The sequence below is a fragment of the Tichowtungia aerotolerans genome, assembly GCF_009905215.1.
Taxonomy (GTDB): Bacteria; Verrucomicrobiota; Kiritimatiellia; order Kiritimatiellales; family Tichowtungiaceae; genus Tichowtungia; species Tichowtungia aerotolerans.
The window spans coordinates 2,827,007-2,842,320 of sequence record NZ_CP047593.1; the positions used below are offsets into that span (position 1 = coordinate 2,827,007).

13 protein-coding genes and 2 tRNA genes are annotated in these 15,314 nt (G+C 53.1%); 7 read left to right on the top strand and 8 right to left on the bottom strand.

Annotation, left to right across the window (positions count from 1 at the left end):
- Positions 1–92: 92 nt before the first annotated feature.
- Genes GT409_RS11560 through trpD form a run of 3 tightly spaced genes read right to left on the bottom strand, consistent with a single transcriptional unit; the run spans position 93 to position 2,622 of the window.
- The gene (locus GT409_RS11560; RefSeq protein WP_160629237.1) at positions 93–476 is read right to left on the bottom strand and encodes a RidA family protein; all 384 of its coding nucleotides are present in this window, start codon (positions 474–476) and stop codon (positions 93–95) included.
- Positions 439–1,608, bottom strand: a complete 1,170-nt coding sequence (locus GT409_RS15930) for an aminoacetone oxidase family FAD-binding enzyme (RefSeq protein ID WP_233231542.1) — start codon at positions 1,606–1,608, stop codon at positions 439–441. Before GT409_RS15930 ends, GT409_RS11560 begins: the two co-directional genes overlap by 38 nt.
- A 3-nt stretch (positions 1,609–1,611) precedes the next feature.
- Positions 1,612–2,622: an anthranilate phosphoribosyltransferase gene (gene trpD / locus GT409_RS11570; protein WP_160629238.1), complete on the bottom strand. Its 1,011-nt coding sequence runs from the start codon at positions 2,620–2,622 to the stop codon at positions 1,612–1,614.
- A gap of 149 nt (positions 2,623–2,771) precedes the next feature.
- Between trpD and gcvPA the strand changes: the two genes are divergently transcribed.
- Genes gcvPA through GT409_RS11585 form a run of 3 tightly spaced genes read left to right on the top strand, consistent with a single transcriptional unit; the run spans position 2,772 to position 5,899 of the window.
- Complete coding sequence (gene gcvPA / locus GT409_RS11575) at positions 2,772–4,112, top strand: aminomethyl-transferring glycine dehydrogenase subunit GcvPA (RefSeq protein WP_160629239.1); 1,341 nt, start codon at positions 2,772–2,774, stop codon at positions 4,110–4,112.
- Between the two features lie 58 nt (positions 4,113–4,170).
- A complete protein-coding gene (gcvPB, locus tag GT409_RS11580) occupies positions 4,171–5,628 on the top strand; it encodes an aminomethyl-transferring glycine dehydrogenase subunit GcvPB (protein ID WP_160629240.1) in 1,458 nt (485 codons plus the stop codon).
- Positions 5,621–5,899, top strand: coding sequence for a Dabb family protein (locus tag GT409_RS11585; RefSeq protein WP_160629241.1), 279 nt, complete (start codon positions 5,621–5,623; stop codon positions 5,897–5,899). The genes gcvPB and GT409_RS11585 overlap by 8 nt, the downstream gene beginning before the upstream one ends.
- On the opposite strand, the gene GT409_RS11590 is transcribed toward GT409_RS11585, so the two are convergent.
- Positions 5,900–6,589, bottom strand: coding sequence for a DOMON domain-containing protein (locus GT409_RS11590; protein ID WP_160629242.1), 690 nt, complete (start codon positions 6,587–6,589; stop codon positions 5,900–5,902).
- Here GT409_RS11590 and GT409_RS11595 point away from each other — a divergent pair.
- From GT409_RS11595 to GT409_RS11605, 3 genes are all read left to right on the top strand, one after another.
- Positions 6,588–7,424, top strand: a complete 837-nt coding sequence (locus GT409_RS11595) for a TrmH family RNA methyltransferase (protein ID WP_233231543.1) — start codon at positions 6,588–6,590, stop codon at positions 7,422–7,424. The genes GT409_RS11590 and GT409_RS11595 overlap by 2 nt on opposite strands.
- Before the next feature lie 60 nt (positions 7,425–7,484).
- Positions 7,485–7,561, top strand: a tRNA-Met gene (locus GT409_RS11600).
- Positions 7,562–7,579: 18 nt separating this feature from the next.
- Positions 7,580–7,656: transfer RNA gene (locus GT409_RS11605), tRNA-Met, on the top strand.
- A gap of 78 nt (positions 7,657–7,734) precedes the next feature.
- Here the strand turns inward: GT409_RS11605 and GT409_RS11610 are convergent.
- Together GT409_RS11610 and GT409_RS11615 are read right to left on the bottom strand one after the other, a co-directional pair.
- The gene (locus tag GT409_RS11610; RefSeq protein WP_160629243.1) at positions 7,735–8,916 is read right to left on the bottom strand and encodes an ISL3 family transposase; all 1,182 of its coding nucleotides are present in this window, start codon (positions 8,914–8,916) and stop codon (positions 7,735–7,737) included.
- 406 nt (positions 8,917–9,322) lie between these two features.
- A complete protein-coding gene (locus tag GT409_RS11615; RefSeq protein WP_233231544.1) occupies positions 9,323–10,543 on the bottom strand; it encodes an integrase in 1,221 nt (406 codons plus the stop codon).
- A 167-nt stretch (positions 10,544–10,710) separates the two neighbouring features.
- Here GT409_RS11615 and GT409_RS11620 point away from each other — a divergent pair, with 167 nt between their 5' ends.
- Complete coding sequence (locus GT409_RS11620) at positions 10,711–12,372, top strand: hypothetical protein (protein WP_160629244.1); 1,662 nt, start codon at positions 10,711–10,713, stop codon at positions 12,370–12,372.
- Between the two features lie 290 nt (positions 12,373–12,662).
- On the opposite strand, the gene GT409_RS11625 is transcribed toward GT409_RS11620, so the two are convergent.
- Together GT409_RS11625 and GT409_RS11630 are read right to left on the bottom strand one after the other, a co-directional pair.
- The gene (locus tag GT409_RS11625) at positions 12,663–13,745 is read right to left on the bottom strand and encodes a hypothetical protein (protein WP_160629245.1); all 1,083 of its coding nucleotides are present in this window, start codon (positions 13,743–13,745) and stop codon (positions 12,663–12,665) included.
- 38 nt (positions 13,746–13,783) lie between these two features.
- Positions 13,784–15,085: a hypothetical protein gene (locus GT409_RS11630; RefSeq protein WP_160629246.1), complete on the bottom strand. Its 1,302-nt coding sequence runs from the start codon at positions 15,083–15,085 to the stop codon at positions 13,784–13,786.
- Positions 15,086–15,314: the final 229 nt, after the last annotated feature.

Genomic DNA, 15,314 nt, shown 5'->3' on the forward strand with positions numbered 1-15,314 from the left:
GTCTGTGCCCTGCATAAGCGCTACGGCTGTCGTAGGCTTTGAATGCAATGGTGGGGACAGTTTTGTGAAGGAAATATTTTGAGCGTGGTGGCTTAGTTCAGTTTAGCAATGGCGTCGATTTCAATAAAAACGCCTTTGGGCAGTGCGGAGACCTGCACGGTGGAACGGGCCGGAGCGGTTGCTTCGTCGAAGTATTCGCCATAGATAGCGTTGACGGCGGCAAAGCAGTTCAGGTCCGTCAGAAAGATGGTGGTTTTCACGACGTCTTCCAGATCGCCGCCGGCTTCTTTAATAACCGCCCGCAGGTTCGCGAGAACCTGATGAGCCTGTTCTTCGATGGTTTCGGGAATGTCGCCGGTTTGCGGGTTTACGGGAATCTGACCGGAACAGTAAAGAGTTCCGTCAGATTCAACGGCCTGAGAGTACGGTCCGATCGGTTCAGGAGCGGCGGCGGTTTGAATAATATCTTTTTTCACGGGGGTTTCTCCTTTTTTGCGCTTGAGGCGGATACTTGCGAATTGGATGGTTTTTGGCAATCGATTCTATCGCGAGGCGGGCCGTGGAAAAGGCGGCCTGCAGGTTATAGCCGCCGCACGGGCCGTCCACATCCAGCACTTCGCCGGCAAAGTAAAGGCCGGGAACCTTTCTCGATTCCATGGTTTGCGGATACACTTCATTCAGTGCCACGCCGCCGATCGTCGTCATGGCTTCCTTGAGCGGCCGCGGCTTCCCGGGTTCAATTTTCCAAACTTTGGATGCAGGCTGTGCCTGTGCCCGATTGAGTTTCCGGGGTTTGGAAGAGTTGTCGGGTGCGGGCGCATTCTTGGAAATTTCGAATGAGACGTTTTTGAGATTGAGGCGCGAGATAATGCGGCAGGCGTTGATGACGGCGGGACCGCTGATGCCGTACTTCTCGATTTCGAGTGCGCCGTATGTCGTGGCGATGGTTTTTCCGTCCACAATAATTTTCAGTACTGCTTCGTCCGTCGCGCGCAGATGATGTTGTTGCAGATTAAACCCGGCCAGTCCCGGGCGGTATGGCAGGATTTTATGCCCAAGCGCCGCGGCCATTTTCTGTCCGTCGCCGACGGATCCGGTTTTTGGATAGCTGACGCCGCCGGTCGCGATCAGAACATTTTTTGCGGTCAGTTCGACGTTTGCAGTTTTTACAGAAAGCCCGTTTCCCGATATCTGGACGTTCTCAACCGGGCTGTTGAGCATCAGTCCGATGCTGTGCTTCGCCAGCAGATCGGTAAAGCAGTGATGCACATCAATTGCCCGCTCACTTTGCGGGTACACCCGCCGATCGCGCTGCATTTTCGTGATCAGTCCGTTTTGGTGAAACCAGTTGCGCAGAGCAGACGGCGGAAAGTCGGTGATGGCGGTTTTTAAGAAAGGGCCGGCCGGTTCGCCGTAATCGATCAGCATCTGCTCGGCGGGTAGGGCGGACGTGATGTTGCAGCGATTGTTTCCGCACATTAAGAGTTTGCGTCCGGGTTTGGGGCAGCGTTCCAGAATGATCGCCCTCAGTCCCGCTTCGCCGGCCGCCGCTCCGGCCATAAGCCCCGCCGCTCCTCCGCCGATAATAATCAGGTCGGTTGATAGCATTGCTTATTCCTGCGAGGCTTCCGCCAGTTTTTTGAGCTTTTCAAGGGCGGCACCGGAGTCGATGGATTCTTCGGCAAGGGCGATGCCTTCCGGCGGCGTGGATGCTCTTCCGGATGCCATGATGGCAAATGCGGAGTTGAGCAGAACGATGTTGCGCTTCGGTCCTTTTTCTTTGCCTTCGAGGATCGAGCGGACGATGACTGCGTTTTCTGCCGGTTCGCCGCCGGTGATGTCGGATGTGGTCGCTGAAAAACCGAATCCTGCCGGTTGCACTTCGTAGGTCTCAAGTTTTCCGCGGCGAATTTCTGTTACCAGCGTGGTGGTTGTGGTGGTGATTTCGTCGAGGCCGTCATTGCCATGTACCACAAACAGGGTTTTTGCACCCAGCTGGGCGCAGGCGTCGGCCATGACCGGTACCAACTCAGCGGAAAAGACGCCGAGTACGCCGTTGGTGACACCGGCCGGGTTGCAAAGCGGTCCGAGGATATTAAACAGGCTCCAGAAGCCGAGTTCTTTACGCGGTCCGGCGGCGTGTTTCATCGCCGGATGAAGGGTCGGCGCAAAAAGAAATGCGATGCCCAGTTCATTCAGGCACTGTTCCATTTTCTGCGGGCTGTACTGCAGGTTCACGCCCAGCTCACTCAAAACATTGGCAGCGCCGCATTTGCTCGATACCCCGTAGCTGCCGTGCTTGGCAACGGTGACGCCTGCGCCGGCGGTGACAAATGCGGATGCTGTGGAAATGTTGAAGGTGTGGGCTCCGTCGCCGCCGGTTCCCACAATGTCGATGGCATCGGGATCGTTGCACGGGATTTTAACCATGTTTTCGCGCATTGCTTTTGCGGATCCGGCGATGATTTCAGGGGTGACTCCACTCATCCGGACGGCTGTAATAAAAGCACCGGTCTGGGCCGGGGTTGCTGCGCCGGTCATGACATCGGTAATTGCTCCATATGCTTCATCGCGGGAAAGTTTTATTCCTTCTGTCAGGGCTTTTACGGCTTGCTGGATCATAGCGCTTCCTTTTCGGCTTGTTTCAATTCCGGGAGGTCATATCATATCCGGCTTCAATTCTTAATCTTAATCTTACTCCTAATCTGAATCGATGAGAGGCCGGAGTGGATGCGGGATTAGGAGGTAGATTTAAGGTTAGGAAGTTGCTTATGTCCCACACACCATTTGTCTGTACCAGTCCGGCCGACGAAAAAGCCATGCTCCATGCGGTCGATGCCGAAAGCTTTGATGATTTGTTCTCGCACATTCCGGCGGAGTTCCAGACGGATCAGTTCGGTTTGTCTGCCGGTCTGTCCGAAATGGAAATGATGCAGCACCTGCGGAAGATTGCGCGCAAAAACTCCAGCGATCTCACCAATTTCTGCGGTGCAGGGTTTTATGACCATTTTATTCCGGCGGCTGTTGATTCCCTGACTTCACGCGGCGAGTTCTTCACCGCTTACACGCCGTATCAGCCGGAAGCCGCGCAGGGAACCCTGCAGGCGGCCTATGAATATCAGACCGCCATCGCCCGCCTGACCGGCATGGAGGTTTCCAATGCCTCTCTTTACGACGGCGGTACTGCGCTGTTTGAGGGAATGATGATGGCGCTGCGCATTACCCGTCGCAACTGCGTACTGGTCGATACGGGCGTCAGCCCCATCTATCGCACAATGCTTCGCAGCTATACCCGCAATCTGAAAATTGACTACAAGGAAATTCCGCTCAGCGGCGGAATTGCGGACCGCGACGCCTTTGCTCAGCATCTGGATGACAGCATTGGTGCGGTGCTGCTGCAGAATCCAAACTTTTTCGGCTGTATCGATGATCTGACCGGCCTGATTGAGCAGATTCATCGAGTAAAAGCGGTCGCAGTTGTCTCGACGTATCCGGTATCGCTGGGACTGCTTAAAACGCCTGGCGAAATGGGGGCGGATATTGTAACCGGTGAAGGCCAGAGTCTTGGAATGCCGCTTTCATTCGGCGGTCCGTACCTCGGATTTATGGCCACGCGTAAAAAACTGGTGCGCAATATGCCGGGGCGTATTGTTGGAGCCACACAGGACACACAGGGCCGTCGCGGCTACGTGCTGACTCTGCAGGCGCGCGAGCAGCACATCCGTCGCGAAAAAGCTGCGTCAAACATCTGCACCAACATGCAGCTCTGCGCGCTGCGCTCGATCGTTTACCTTTCCCTTCTTGGTAAGCACGGCTTCGCTGATGTCGCCCGCCAGTGCATGGACCGCGCGGGCTATGCATGGACACGCCTTAAGGCCATTGACGGTGTTGAGCCGCTGTTTGATCGTCCGTTCTTCAATGAGTTTGCTCTTAAGCTTCCCAAAGACGCCAGCGAAGTCGTCAGCGACCTGATCGAAGAGGGCATCGCCGCCGGTTTCCCCGCCGGGCGGTACTACGTCGGCATGGAAAATGTCCTGCTCTTTGCCTTCACCGAAAAGCGAACCAAAAAAGAGATCGATATCCTCGCCGCTAGACTGGAAAGCGTGCTTTAGGGAAGGGCCGGTTTCCACCTCTTGGAAAATACGCAGTACGAAATACGGAATAAAAGTTATGAAGCTGATTTTTGAAAAAAGTTCACCGGGCCGGGGCGGAGTGCGGATTCCCGAAGACCGGATTTCTCCGGAAGAAGTGATCCCTGCAGAATTGCTGCGCAGCGAGCCGGCAGAGCTGCCGGAGGTATCGGAAAGTGAAGTGGTGCGCCACTACACCCGTCTGTCACGCCTGAATTTTTCGGTTGATACCCATTTTTACCCGCTGGGCTCCTGTACGATGAAGCACAACCCGCGAGCCTGCGAGAAGGCCGCTTCAGTGCCGGAGCTGTGTGAGACACATCCGCTCTGGCCGCAGCTCCGTCACGGCGGACTGCTGACGCAGGGCTCGTTGCAGATTCTCTATTCGCTGGAGCGCATTCTTTCCGAGATTACCGGGCTGGCGGAGTTTACGCTTCAGCCGATGGCCGGTTCGCACGGCGAGCTGACGGCTGTGATGATGATGGCTGCTTATCACCGTGACCGCGGCAATAAAAAGACGCACATCATTATTCCAGATTCAGCGCATGGAACCAATCCGGCCAGCGCGGCGCTGGGCGGCTACAGTGTGGTAACTGTTCCGTCCGACGAGAACGGTGTGATGGATCTGGAGAAATTCAAAGAGGCCGTCAATGAGGAAACGGCCGGCGTCATGCTTACGCTGCCGAATACGCTGGGCGTGTTCAATCCGCAGATCAGAGAGCTGATTGACGCGGTTCACGCTGTGGATGGACTGATGTACTATGACGGCGCGAACTTCAACGCCATCATGGGGCGTATCAAGCCGGGAGATCTCGGGTTTGATCTCTGTCACCTCAATCTGCACAAGTCGTTTTCAACGCCGCACGGCGGCGGCGGACCGGGCACCGGGCCGGTCGGCGTCTGTGAGAAGCTTCGTCCGTTCCTGCCGATTTCGCGCGTTGCGAAAACCAAGGACGGAACCTATACGCTGGATTACGACCACCCGAAGAGCATCGGTTATATTGCGCCGTTTTACGGCAACTTTTCCATTCTGGTGCGCGCCTATGCCTACCTGTTGATGCTCGGCAGGGAAGGCCTGCGCGGCACCAGCAACCGCGCAGTGCTTAATGCCAACTACCTGCTCGAGAAACTGCGCGGTTCGTATGCCGCCGTTTCCGAGAGCCGTTGTATGCACGAATGCGTTTTCAGCGGAAAATCGTTGGGCGAGGGCATTCACACGCTCGACCTGGCCAAGGCACTGCTCGACCGCGGTGTGCATGCGCCGACCATCTACTTCCCGCTTAATGTTCCGGAAGCGATCATGATTGAGCCGACCGAAACCGAGACCAAAGAGACGCTCGACGAATTTGTGACGATGATGGAGGAAATCATGGAGCTGTCCAAAACCGATCCGGACGCACTGCATGCTGCACCTGTCACGACACCGGTGGGGCGCCTTGATGAGGTGGCCGCTGCCAAAAACATGGATTTGACCTATACAGGAGATCAGAATGATTAAGCATATTGTCATCTGGACGATGAAAGAAGAGGCAACGCTTGAGCAGAAAACGGAAATGAAAAACCGGCTTGAAGCGCTGGATGGAAAAGTTTCTGAACTTCGGAAAATCGAGGTCGGCATCGATGATGACAGCGGGACGATATCGCTAACTTCCGAATTTGATTCAATCGATGATTTGAATGCGTATCAGGAGCATCCGGATCATCAGGCTGTTGTCGGTTTAGTCAGGACGCTGGTTTGCAGTCGCATTGCCTGTGACTACACGGCTTAATCATTCGTCCAGAATCTGCTCGGTGATCGCGTTGGCGTCGTGGCGCTTGTCGCGGCCATTGATCCCCAGCATACCGGTCGTTTTGTTTTTGCCTGTATCAATGATCGCAATATCCAATCCGAGTTCCCGCCCGGTCATGATTTCTGATTCACTGCAGCGATGTCTGTAATCCGGGTCAAACCAGTCATAGACCGGAACGGCTATTTCACAGGTAAAAGTGTTGTTTTCCAGACTCACTGCGGCTTTAGCCCGGTTGTGCCGCGGAATGTTTTCGAATTCTCCCATTTGCAGCCAGGTGCTGGTTTTGTCTGCTGCCAAACCGAAACGATAGCTTTGTGCGCTTTGTTGATTCTTGGCGTATGCTGTCGGAGAGCTTCCGGTGTCGCCGCGCACATAAACCTCTACGCAGTCCGCCGCATTGGTTCCGTTTTTCAGGACAATATCTGCATCGTCATATTGAACGGCGATATAGATCATCGGGTCCTCATCCCATGCCGCAGTCCAGCGCACGTTGGACAGGTTGGTCGGGGTGCCGTTGATGACAGTGTTCATCTGAAACCATTCCGGTCGCCGCCAGTCGTTGATGCGTCCGTCGACACGGGTGCTTCCAGCCTGCGGGATGTCGAGCTGGGCGAACGCACTCAGGCTGACCATTGCGAAAACGGCGGAGAGAGTGGTTTTTTGTTTCATGAAACGGGAGTCTACGCTAATTGTTTCGGCTATGGAAGAAATCAGCAGCCTGCAAAACGCGCGCGTTAAACGAATTGTTAAGCTTCAGCGAAAACCCTCCTTCCGTCGGTCGGAAGGTTTGACTGTAATCGAAGGCGCACGCGAAGTGTCCCGCGCCATTGAAAACGGATGGCAGCCTTCAGAGCTCTGGCTGTGCGGAAAAAGTTCCAATGATTGGAAGCTTGAGTGTGATTTTATCCAAGTCTCGGACGCCGTGTTTGAAAAGATAGCCTATCGCGACAGCCCGGACGGGATTCTGGCGGTCGGGCCGTTGATTGGCCGGAAGCTCGCTGAGCTGGACCTGCCGGAGAATCCGCTGATTCTGGTCGCGGAAGGAGTGGAAAAGCCCGGGAACCTCGGCGCACTGCTGCGAACGGCCGACGGTGCGGGTGCGGACGCCGTGATCGTATGCGATCCTGCGACCGACCTGAATAACCCGAATGTGATTCGCAACAGCATCGGTACATTGTTTTACCTGCCGGTGGCAGAGGCGTCCTCGGAAGAAACGATTGCTTTTCTTAACGGGAAAGGTGTTCGAATGCTTTCCGCTATGCCGGATGCTGAAACGGTCTACACGGACTGTGATCTGAAAGGGCCGCTGGCGATTGTGGTCGGCGCGGAGGATCAGGGGCTTTCCGATGTTTGGAGACAGGTTGAGTCTGCTCCTGATAAATTTTCCAATGATTGGAAAATATTGGAGGTGAGAATCCCAATGCTTGGTAAAAACGATTCGCTCAATGTGTCGGTTTCTGCAGCTATTCTTATGTATGAAGCCGTGCGACAGAGGGAAAGTTAGATTTTTATAAATTTCCCCTTGTCTCGTGTTCTGAAAAGAGTACCTTCTTCAACTCTTGATTGCGGGGTGGAGCAGCCCGGTAGCTCGTCAGGCTCATAACCTGAAGGTCGTTGGTTCAAATCCAACCCCCGCTACCAATTTGAGAAAAAGATGATTGCGGGATGGAGCAGCCCGGTAGCTCGTCAGGCTCATAACCTGAAGGTCGTTGGTTCAAATCCAACTCCCGCTACCAATTTAAAGTCGGGCTTTTCGGCTCTGGCTCTTCCCCAAAGACGGGGGCAAGGGCGAATTTTTATTAACCACATAAGACTCATTCCGAAAGAAGGAGTCCAGTTACTCTCAATCTGTAATTGCTGAAATTCCTAAAGCCGTAGGCTCTCCTTTGAATCAGCTCCATCTTGGTATGGAAGCCTTCTGTAATGCCGTTGTTGCGGGTGAACCTCCACATCCGGGCGATCTCATCGCGCCAGGAACTCAATGTGGCCCCCAGCGTGCGCAACGGCTCGAATGGACTGTTGCGCAGCTGATCGATCCAGTACAGCAGGCGTGAGATTAGCGGCCGGCAGTCCTTTTGTGTTCGATGCTTCTGGTTGAGCAGTTCGCATAGCTCCTCTTTGGCCTTGTACACCATACCAATCGCTGGGTTCTGCTCAAAATATCGCTCCAGACGGGCTTGCTGCTCCGGGCGCAGGTTTTCGCCTTTTCGGCGCATCAGCGATAGCAGCCCACGGTTTTTACGCCCTACAGGGTCAAGTAGCTTCCATGTGTCGAGGAAATGGCGGATGACGGTTCGCACCACATGGAACCGATCGCTGACGATCAATGCATTCGGGAAATACTTCCGAGCCAAGCTGCGATAGCTTGATGAAAGGTCGATACAGACCACCTGAACGCGCTCTCGGCCTTTCATTCGCATCAGAGCGCTATGCAGGGAGTGCTCCGATCGTCCCTTGGCTACCTCGAATATCCGATGCTTCTGCAGGTCACAGAAGGTCGTTGCGTATCCCTGCTTCTTGGTGAAGAAGTGTTCATCAATACCCAGAACCGTCGGGCACAACCGGCTGGAAAACATCTTCTCTTTAAGCTCCAGATGGTCATGAAACCACCGCTCGACAGTAGCGGATCCGATCCGCCGGGTGCGGTGCAGCTGTTGCTGGCTGATGCCGTCACGGTGATCCATAAAGATCTCCTGACGGAACATCTCGGTACTGCGCCGGTACGGCAGCAGGCCGGGCACTCGGGCCCTAAAATAGCGTCTGCAGTCTTCGCAGCGATATTTACGCAGCGTCAAGTACAGCCAGGTGTTTTTCGTTCCAATGCTTTCATGACGCAGCTTCCGTACAAATCGATCCTTAGTGCGCAGCTGCTCTGAACTGCATTGCGGACAGGCCACCGGGCCAACGTACTCGGCATGAATCATCACGCCACCGTGGCGGACTACGGAATGAACCTTGATGCCGGGGCCGACCAGGTCTATCTTCTCTTGGGGCATAGCGATCTCCTTTTTATTCCAACTGCTACCTTAGCAGTCAGGGATCGCCCTTGCCCCCGTCTTTGAGGAAGAGCCCGCCGTCTTGATATGGGATCCTTCCGGTAATGCTGTTGCTTTGGTTGAAAAGCGCCATATCCGGGCGATCTCATCGCGCCATGAACTCAGTGTGCCCCCCCCCAGCGTGAGCAACGGATCGAACGAGTTGAGAACTCACTGCCCAGCAGGCGGAAAGCCAACAGTTTTGCATTTTCTGTTATTTTTGATTCGAGTCGTGAGCGGCGCGATTACCGCATGTGCGCAATGCAGTCGTGATCTGCTTGCCGCTCACTTCACTTTTCAGCCAACGCGTTGACTCATAAATAAATGACACCGTAGCGGGCTGTTTCAGATCCGTTGAACTGCATGGTTAAGTACCTGTTGGTTGAAGTGGTGTCAAGGAACGGGAGGCAGTCGGGAGCCCCGGGGCTCCCGACTGCGGCGAGCCCGCCGCCGGTTTCATTTTTTCTATTTTCTTTAGTCGTCGCTGGATGCGCTGCTCCAGTTCGAATGGGTCGAGCGATTCATATTGTTCCTGTAGCACCTTCTCCTGCTTGTCCGAGAGGATTCCTGACGCTTTGAGGCGTTGGAAGGGGGGCGCCGGCGTATCGTATGTTTTTATATATCGGCTCTTCTGCCTCATTTTGCTCTTTAGCTTCAGCGATGGCTTGAAGAAGTTGTTCAGCTGTTCCCATTCCTGATAGAGCCGATTTAGCTCTTTAAGCATGGCCGGGTTATCAAGACGGTCATAGCCGAGTAGTTCGCGCACATGGGGCCAGTTTTTCTGCTCAACATGCGCGTTGTCATTTTTACGATACGGACGGGAGCGCGTGAAGTGAACGGGCTGTTCGCGGTGCAGAAAATAACGGGTCAGATGATGATTAAGGAACTCGCTTTCATTGTCGCAGTCGAAGCCCGGGATCTTAAACGGCAGGCTGAGTTCAACATCCTGAGTCTGGTTGCGAACACCTTCGTAACCCTTGTTCCAGACCGCTCGTAATGCAGTCCAGCCGGTCTTTATGTCGGTGTAGGTAACTGACCAGATAAACTCACCGCTCATTGATCCGCCGCAATGCGCAACGGTGTCGGCTTCGAGATAGCCGGGTCGATCAATGTCCTCGTTGGAGGTTCGGATCGGGATTTGATTTTTCAGCAATGTGCCGGGCTTTGTGCCCGTGTTGCATTTGCGTCGTTGCTGAGCTTTGTATGGCTTAAGCAATCGGTCGATACTGGCCTGACTAATCTGCAGCAGTTTTTTTCGGCACCCGACTGCCAGATCCCCATGGTGCTTCTTATAGTGGTTGAGCCAAAGCGGTAGCGCCTGCTTCAAGCGCTTTGAGCACATCTGCCCGGATTTTAGCCATAGCCTCTTCAGGGCCTTTGTCAGTTCAGGATCATCATATTCGCTCTTGCGCCCGCGCTTCTTTTTTGACGGCTGTTTGCTCCGGCCCAACAGCTTAATAGCATACTTCCGGTCGTAGCCGCACACCTCGCACACTTCATCGAGCAGGCGGGTTTTATACGCTTTTGCAACCCGGCAATAACGCCGCCTCTGAACCTCAATATATTCCTGTTTTGATTCGCAACTCATCTTCTGCATCCCCCGTTTTTCACGGTGTCATTAATTATGAGTCAACGAATCCGTTGAGCCCGCGTCCGGTCGGGCGCTACGGTATCATTTAATTTGAGTCAATTCGCAAATCAAAGTGGTGTGTGTTCTCCTTGTCATGTTAGTTGCGGGGCGTTATGTTGGTGACCATGATTACAGCACGTCTGAAATGGATTGTTGGCGCCGTTTTATTTGCGATATTTTCGGGGTTTTCCCAGCTGGAAATTGAGCCGTGGGCGGCGACCGACGGGCTGGGGCGCGAGCTGCCGGGGTACAGGGAGTGCGGCCGACCTCGTGACGATAAGTTTGTCGGCATTTTCTATTTTCTCTGGCTGGGCGGCCACGAGCAGGCCGGGCCGCATGATATCACAAAAATTTTGCAGCAGCCGGAGGGCGGGCGGCAGTGGGGGAAAAAGAACTTGTTCCACTGGTGGGGCGAGCCGCGCTTCGGTTACTACCTGATGGATGACGAATGGGTGATTGCCAAGCATGCGCAGATGCTGGCGGACGCCGGGGTCGATGTGGTGATTTTTGATGTGACCAACGGCTACACCTACAAGGATCATTATCTCAAGCTGTGCGAGGTATATTCCAATATCCGCTCCAAAGGCGGCAAAACGCCGCAGGTTTCTTTTTTGTTCAATTCCAATCACGTCAAAACCACACGCGAGGTGTATGACGATTTCTACAAGCCGGGCCTGTACCGGGAGCTCTGGTTCGAGTGGAAAGGTAAGCCGCTCCTGATGACCAACCCGACGGAGCTGCCGGAGGTGATTCTCGACTTTTTTACCATCCGCCGTTCGTGGGCGTGGTGCAAGGGTCCCGGCTCCGACTGGTTTGAAGACGGTAAAGACAAATGGGCATGGATCGATCGGTCGCCGCAGACTTACGGTTGGCACGAAGATGATGACGAACCGGAGTATGTTCCGGTGTCTGCCGCCGCCCACCCGGTCAATCGCACCGGCCGCAGCCACAAAAACGGCAAGCAGCCGTATCCCGAACAGCAGAATTCAATGGTTGGAACCTATTTCCAGGAGCAGTGGGACCGGGCGCTTGAAATTGATCCTGAGTTTGTTTTTATCACCGGTTGGAACGAATGGGTTGCCCAGCGTTTGGCGTATGGCGGCAAACAGTCACGCGCCTATGCCAACACAACGGTCGAGCCGGGCGGCTATTGGTTTATCGACCAGTACTCGATCGAATACAGCCGCGACTGCGAACCGATGCGTGGCGGGTTTGAAGACAATTATTATTATCAGATGGTTTCCAATATTCGGAAATTCAAAGGGGTCGATCGCAAGTGCAATTGGCGCGATGATGCCGGCGACACACGCCACCGCAACCATCCCGGCTATGCCTCGGCTGGTCCATACGTCAACGAGTGGGGCCGCAATGATATAGTTTCCTGTGGTGTTTCTCTTGAAGAAACCAATTTGATTTTTACCGCTGAAACTGCGGAGGCTCTGCCGCCCCCTCAGGGAACCACATGGATGAACCTGCTTATTCGCAATTCGCGCGAAAGAGATGACGGGTGGGAAGGATTCCACTTTCGGATTCGTCCAAAGGATCGGGACACTGCAGACTTTCTTGCCTTCGAGGATGGCGAGTGGAAAACTGTTGCGGCGGTTTCGGCTTCAACAACGGAGAAAACGGTTTCGTTCACTGTGCCGGTTTCAATGATTGGAAAAAGTTTTCGAGCCCTGGAAATCAAATGGTTCGATCATATGCCCGAGCCGCTCGATATTCTCGATTTTCAGGACCATGGAGATACCGCACCGAACAATCGTTTCCGGTATGTATGGGAGAAGTGATGATGACGAAAATAATCGTTATTTTTCTGTTTCCGGTTTTTTTGCGGGTGGAGTGTCACACACCCGGAATATTCTATTGATCTATACGGACGATCACAGTTATGCCCCTTTGGGTGCAGGGCATTTCCAGTGATTCAAAAAGTCTGAACATCGACGCGGTGGGGCGGTGTGCGTATGGCCGACGGCGGCAACACGGCGGCACCGCAGTGCGACGGCTCAATAAACGGACAATATCAGAGTAAGCTGGATATTGAGTTCGGCAATTCATTTCTGATGATGACCCAATTCCGTCAAGGATTGCCTCGCAGAGTATTGGCAAATTCCGGGTCGGTCGGCTCCAATTGCCTTGAAAGATACTCGCGGGCATTTTCGCTTAACATTCCCATTTGGTCTATCTCTGTCAGCCATGCTTTAATTGCGGCAGGATTTTCTGAGTAGAGCTGATGATAAAGGCTGAAGATCAGCGGAGTGAACTCATTCTCGGTAAAAACGAACGATTCGAAATACCCGTATGCGCTTTCCAGATTTTTTTCTATCAGTTTCTGGAGTCCCGATACCACAAGATCCTGGTAGCGGGGATCTCGGCTGTGGTTCGCCGCCAGTTCGTTCAGTGCTTCTGCAGGATTTTCATCTGTTTTTCGTGCGAGTATGCTGAAAGTGACTACTTCCCGCAGATCATTCGACGGCAGCGAGTCCCGCCATTCAAGAGCTTCCTCTTCCGGAAGTTGACCAGCAATCGCGGCTGCCGCTCCGAAACGTGTTTCATGATCGGTGATGCACTCCAGCATTTCGCCGGATAGCTTCAAGTCAGATTCAGCCATTCCGGTAATGGCCGCAGCGATAAGTCGGTCATAGGCCTCCAAAACAAATGCTTCCTTGGACTGGGCCAGCCAGTCAATCGTTTGGGAGGGAGCCAGCTCTGCTGATCTTCTCACCAACACGTCAAACCAATCGTCCCGTAGATTTGTATCCCAGCTGGCCAGTGCATAGTTCATGGATTCATCTGCATCAAAATCGATCCAGCGATAATGCACGGCAATCAGTCCGCGACGACGATAGCGGAAATCTTCAATCCGGTTGACTGCTTTTAGGTAGATCGGGATATCGTTCGGCGACATTTTCTGGATCAGCAGGTGAAGCTGGTATTCTGCATTGATGTCGTCGGTATCGATGATGGCCTGCATGGCAGAAAATAATCTGTCTTCTTGGTTTTTCTTTTTATCCTCTTCGGCAGTTTCCTGCAGCGGAAGGGGGGTGGAAAATGCCGGGGTGACGCATTCTGTTTCTGATGAAGCCGGAGAATGTTCAGGATCGGAGCTTCTGTCTGGCAGTAGAAAGAATGCAAGCATTCCTGTCAGAAGAACAAGTGCCATGACAACTGCAATATTTCTGCCTGTTTTCATGGTCGAATTTACAGGCCCCATAGGTCATTTTCACATACTTGGCGTATTTGCGTGGGATTTCCAAACAGGAAGTAAACGTCTCCCCGGAATTCTTCATAGGCATTCAGAGACTCAAGAGTAACCAAATGAAGCATTCCCGTGGCAACGAATCGTGCTCCAAACCACTCCAAGGTAGATGTGCGCAGAGAGTCTCGCAGTTCGGCACCGTATACACGGTCATCGGTGTAAAGTACAGCTCCTGTGGACCGGTTTCGACCTACGATGCATGTGTTGTTGAAGCCGCTTGCGGGATAATAGCATCCTATAGCCATCTTGTTGCCGCCGATATCTTGATTTTGTGCCAGAATCAAAAGCCGCTTGCCTGGAGTTCCGTAGCTTTCCAGTCCGGTTCCATAGTCATCAGCAGTCCGATTGCGCAACGTCTGGTTGTTGTAGACATTGACAACATTCAACCAGTTGCCGGAGCGATCTGCCATCTGCCAGTTTCCGTTGTTATCAATCCATCGTGTGACTGTGAAAGGAGATCGATCTGTGTCAAATCGCACTGCCATCGAACAGCTGATGTTCGACAGGTAGTAAGTCAAGTCTGGATGACTGCCTGAGGGGTTTGTATTGGAAATGTCGGTTACAGATCCATTGACTGGGTCCAGCACTGTCGCTCCTGGCCCAAATTGACGGAAGCATTCCCCTGACGGTCCGCGTACCAGCGAATAGGTGAACATGTGTCGGAAAATCGGTATATCATATGTTATTCCCTGGACCCGTTCGTATCTACCCCAATAGTCAAATTCACTTTTAACTTCCGCATCTTGTTTTCCAGGCAGGTTTTCTTCGTCTATTGGATCGGTATCGCTGTTGCCGTTGTCGTTTGTGTACGGGTCGGCCCCGATGTTTTCCCAGCGGGTGAAGTCGTACAACCCGTCTCCATGCCAGAGGGCGCACGGACGAGACTGAATAGCCATTACAGAACTGTTGGCTATAATTGTCGAAGGTGTGCCTAGAGTTTCATTGAAGCCTGCCTGTGTGGGATTATACCTGTCGGAGTGTAGGCGATCACGAATGGAGCTCTGGCCCATACGACCATACATATCCGCATTCGGTCCCATAAGATCGGTGCCGCCAACAATAATTTGGTTAATGGCCCCTCCACCATAGGAGGTGATGCCAAGTGTAATGTTATTATAGGTTATGCTATGCGTTGTAACGGTTGGGTTGCTCGGAGCTATCACGGCTCCTCTGCCGATTTGACCGAGCAGGCAGGCCATTGTAAGGGCCGTGATGAGATAATCTTTTATGTCTTTTTGTATCATCGCGTTTCTCCGTGTTGGGTGAAAGCGTAGTGCGTTTCGTCTTACTAACGCCTTATTTTATAAGATTATGCTCTTGTTTACAGTAATCAATTGTTTAGTGTCAAAGTTTTGTTAAATTTAATTTCAACAAAGATAGTCGCGTTATATTTAGGTGTGTGTGGTTGAATCGTAATTATTGTGATATGTGAAAACTTTATTTGTCCAGTATCTGAGTGTCTGAAGAAAATAA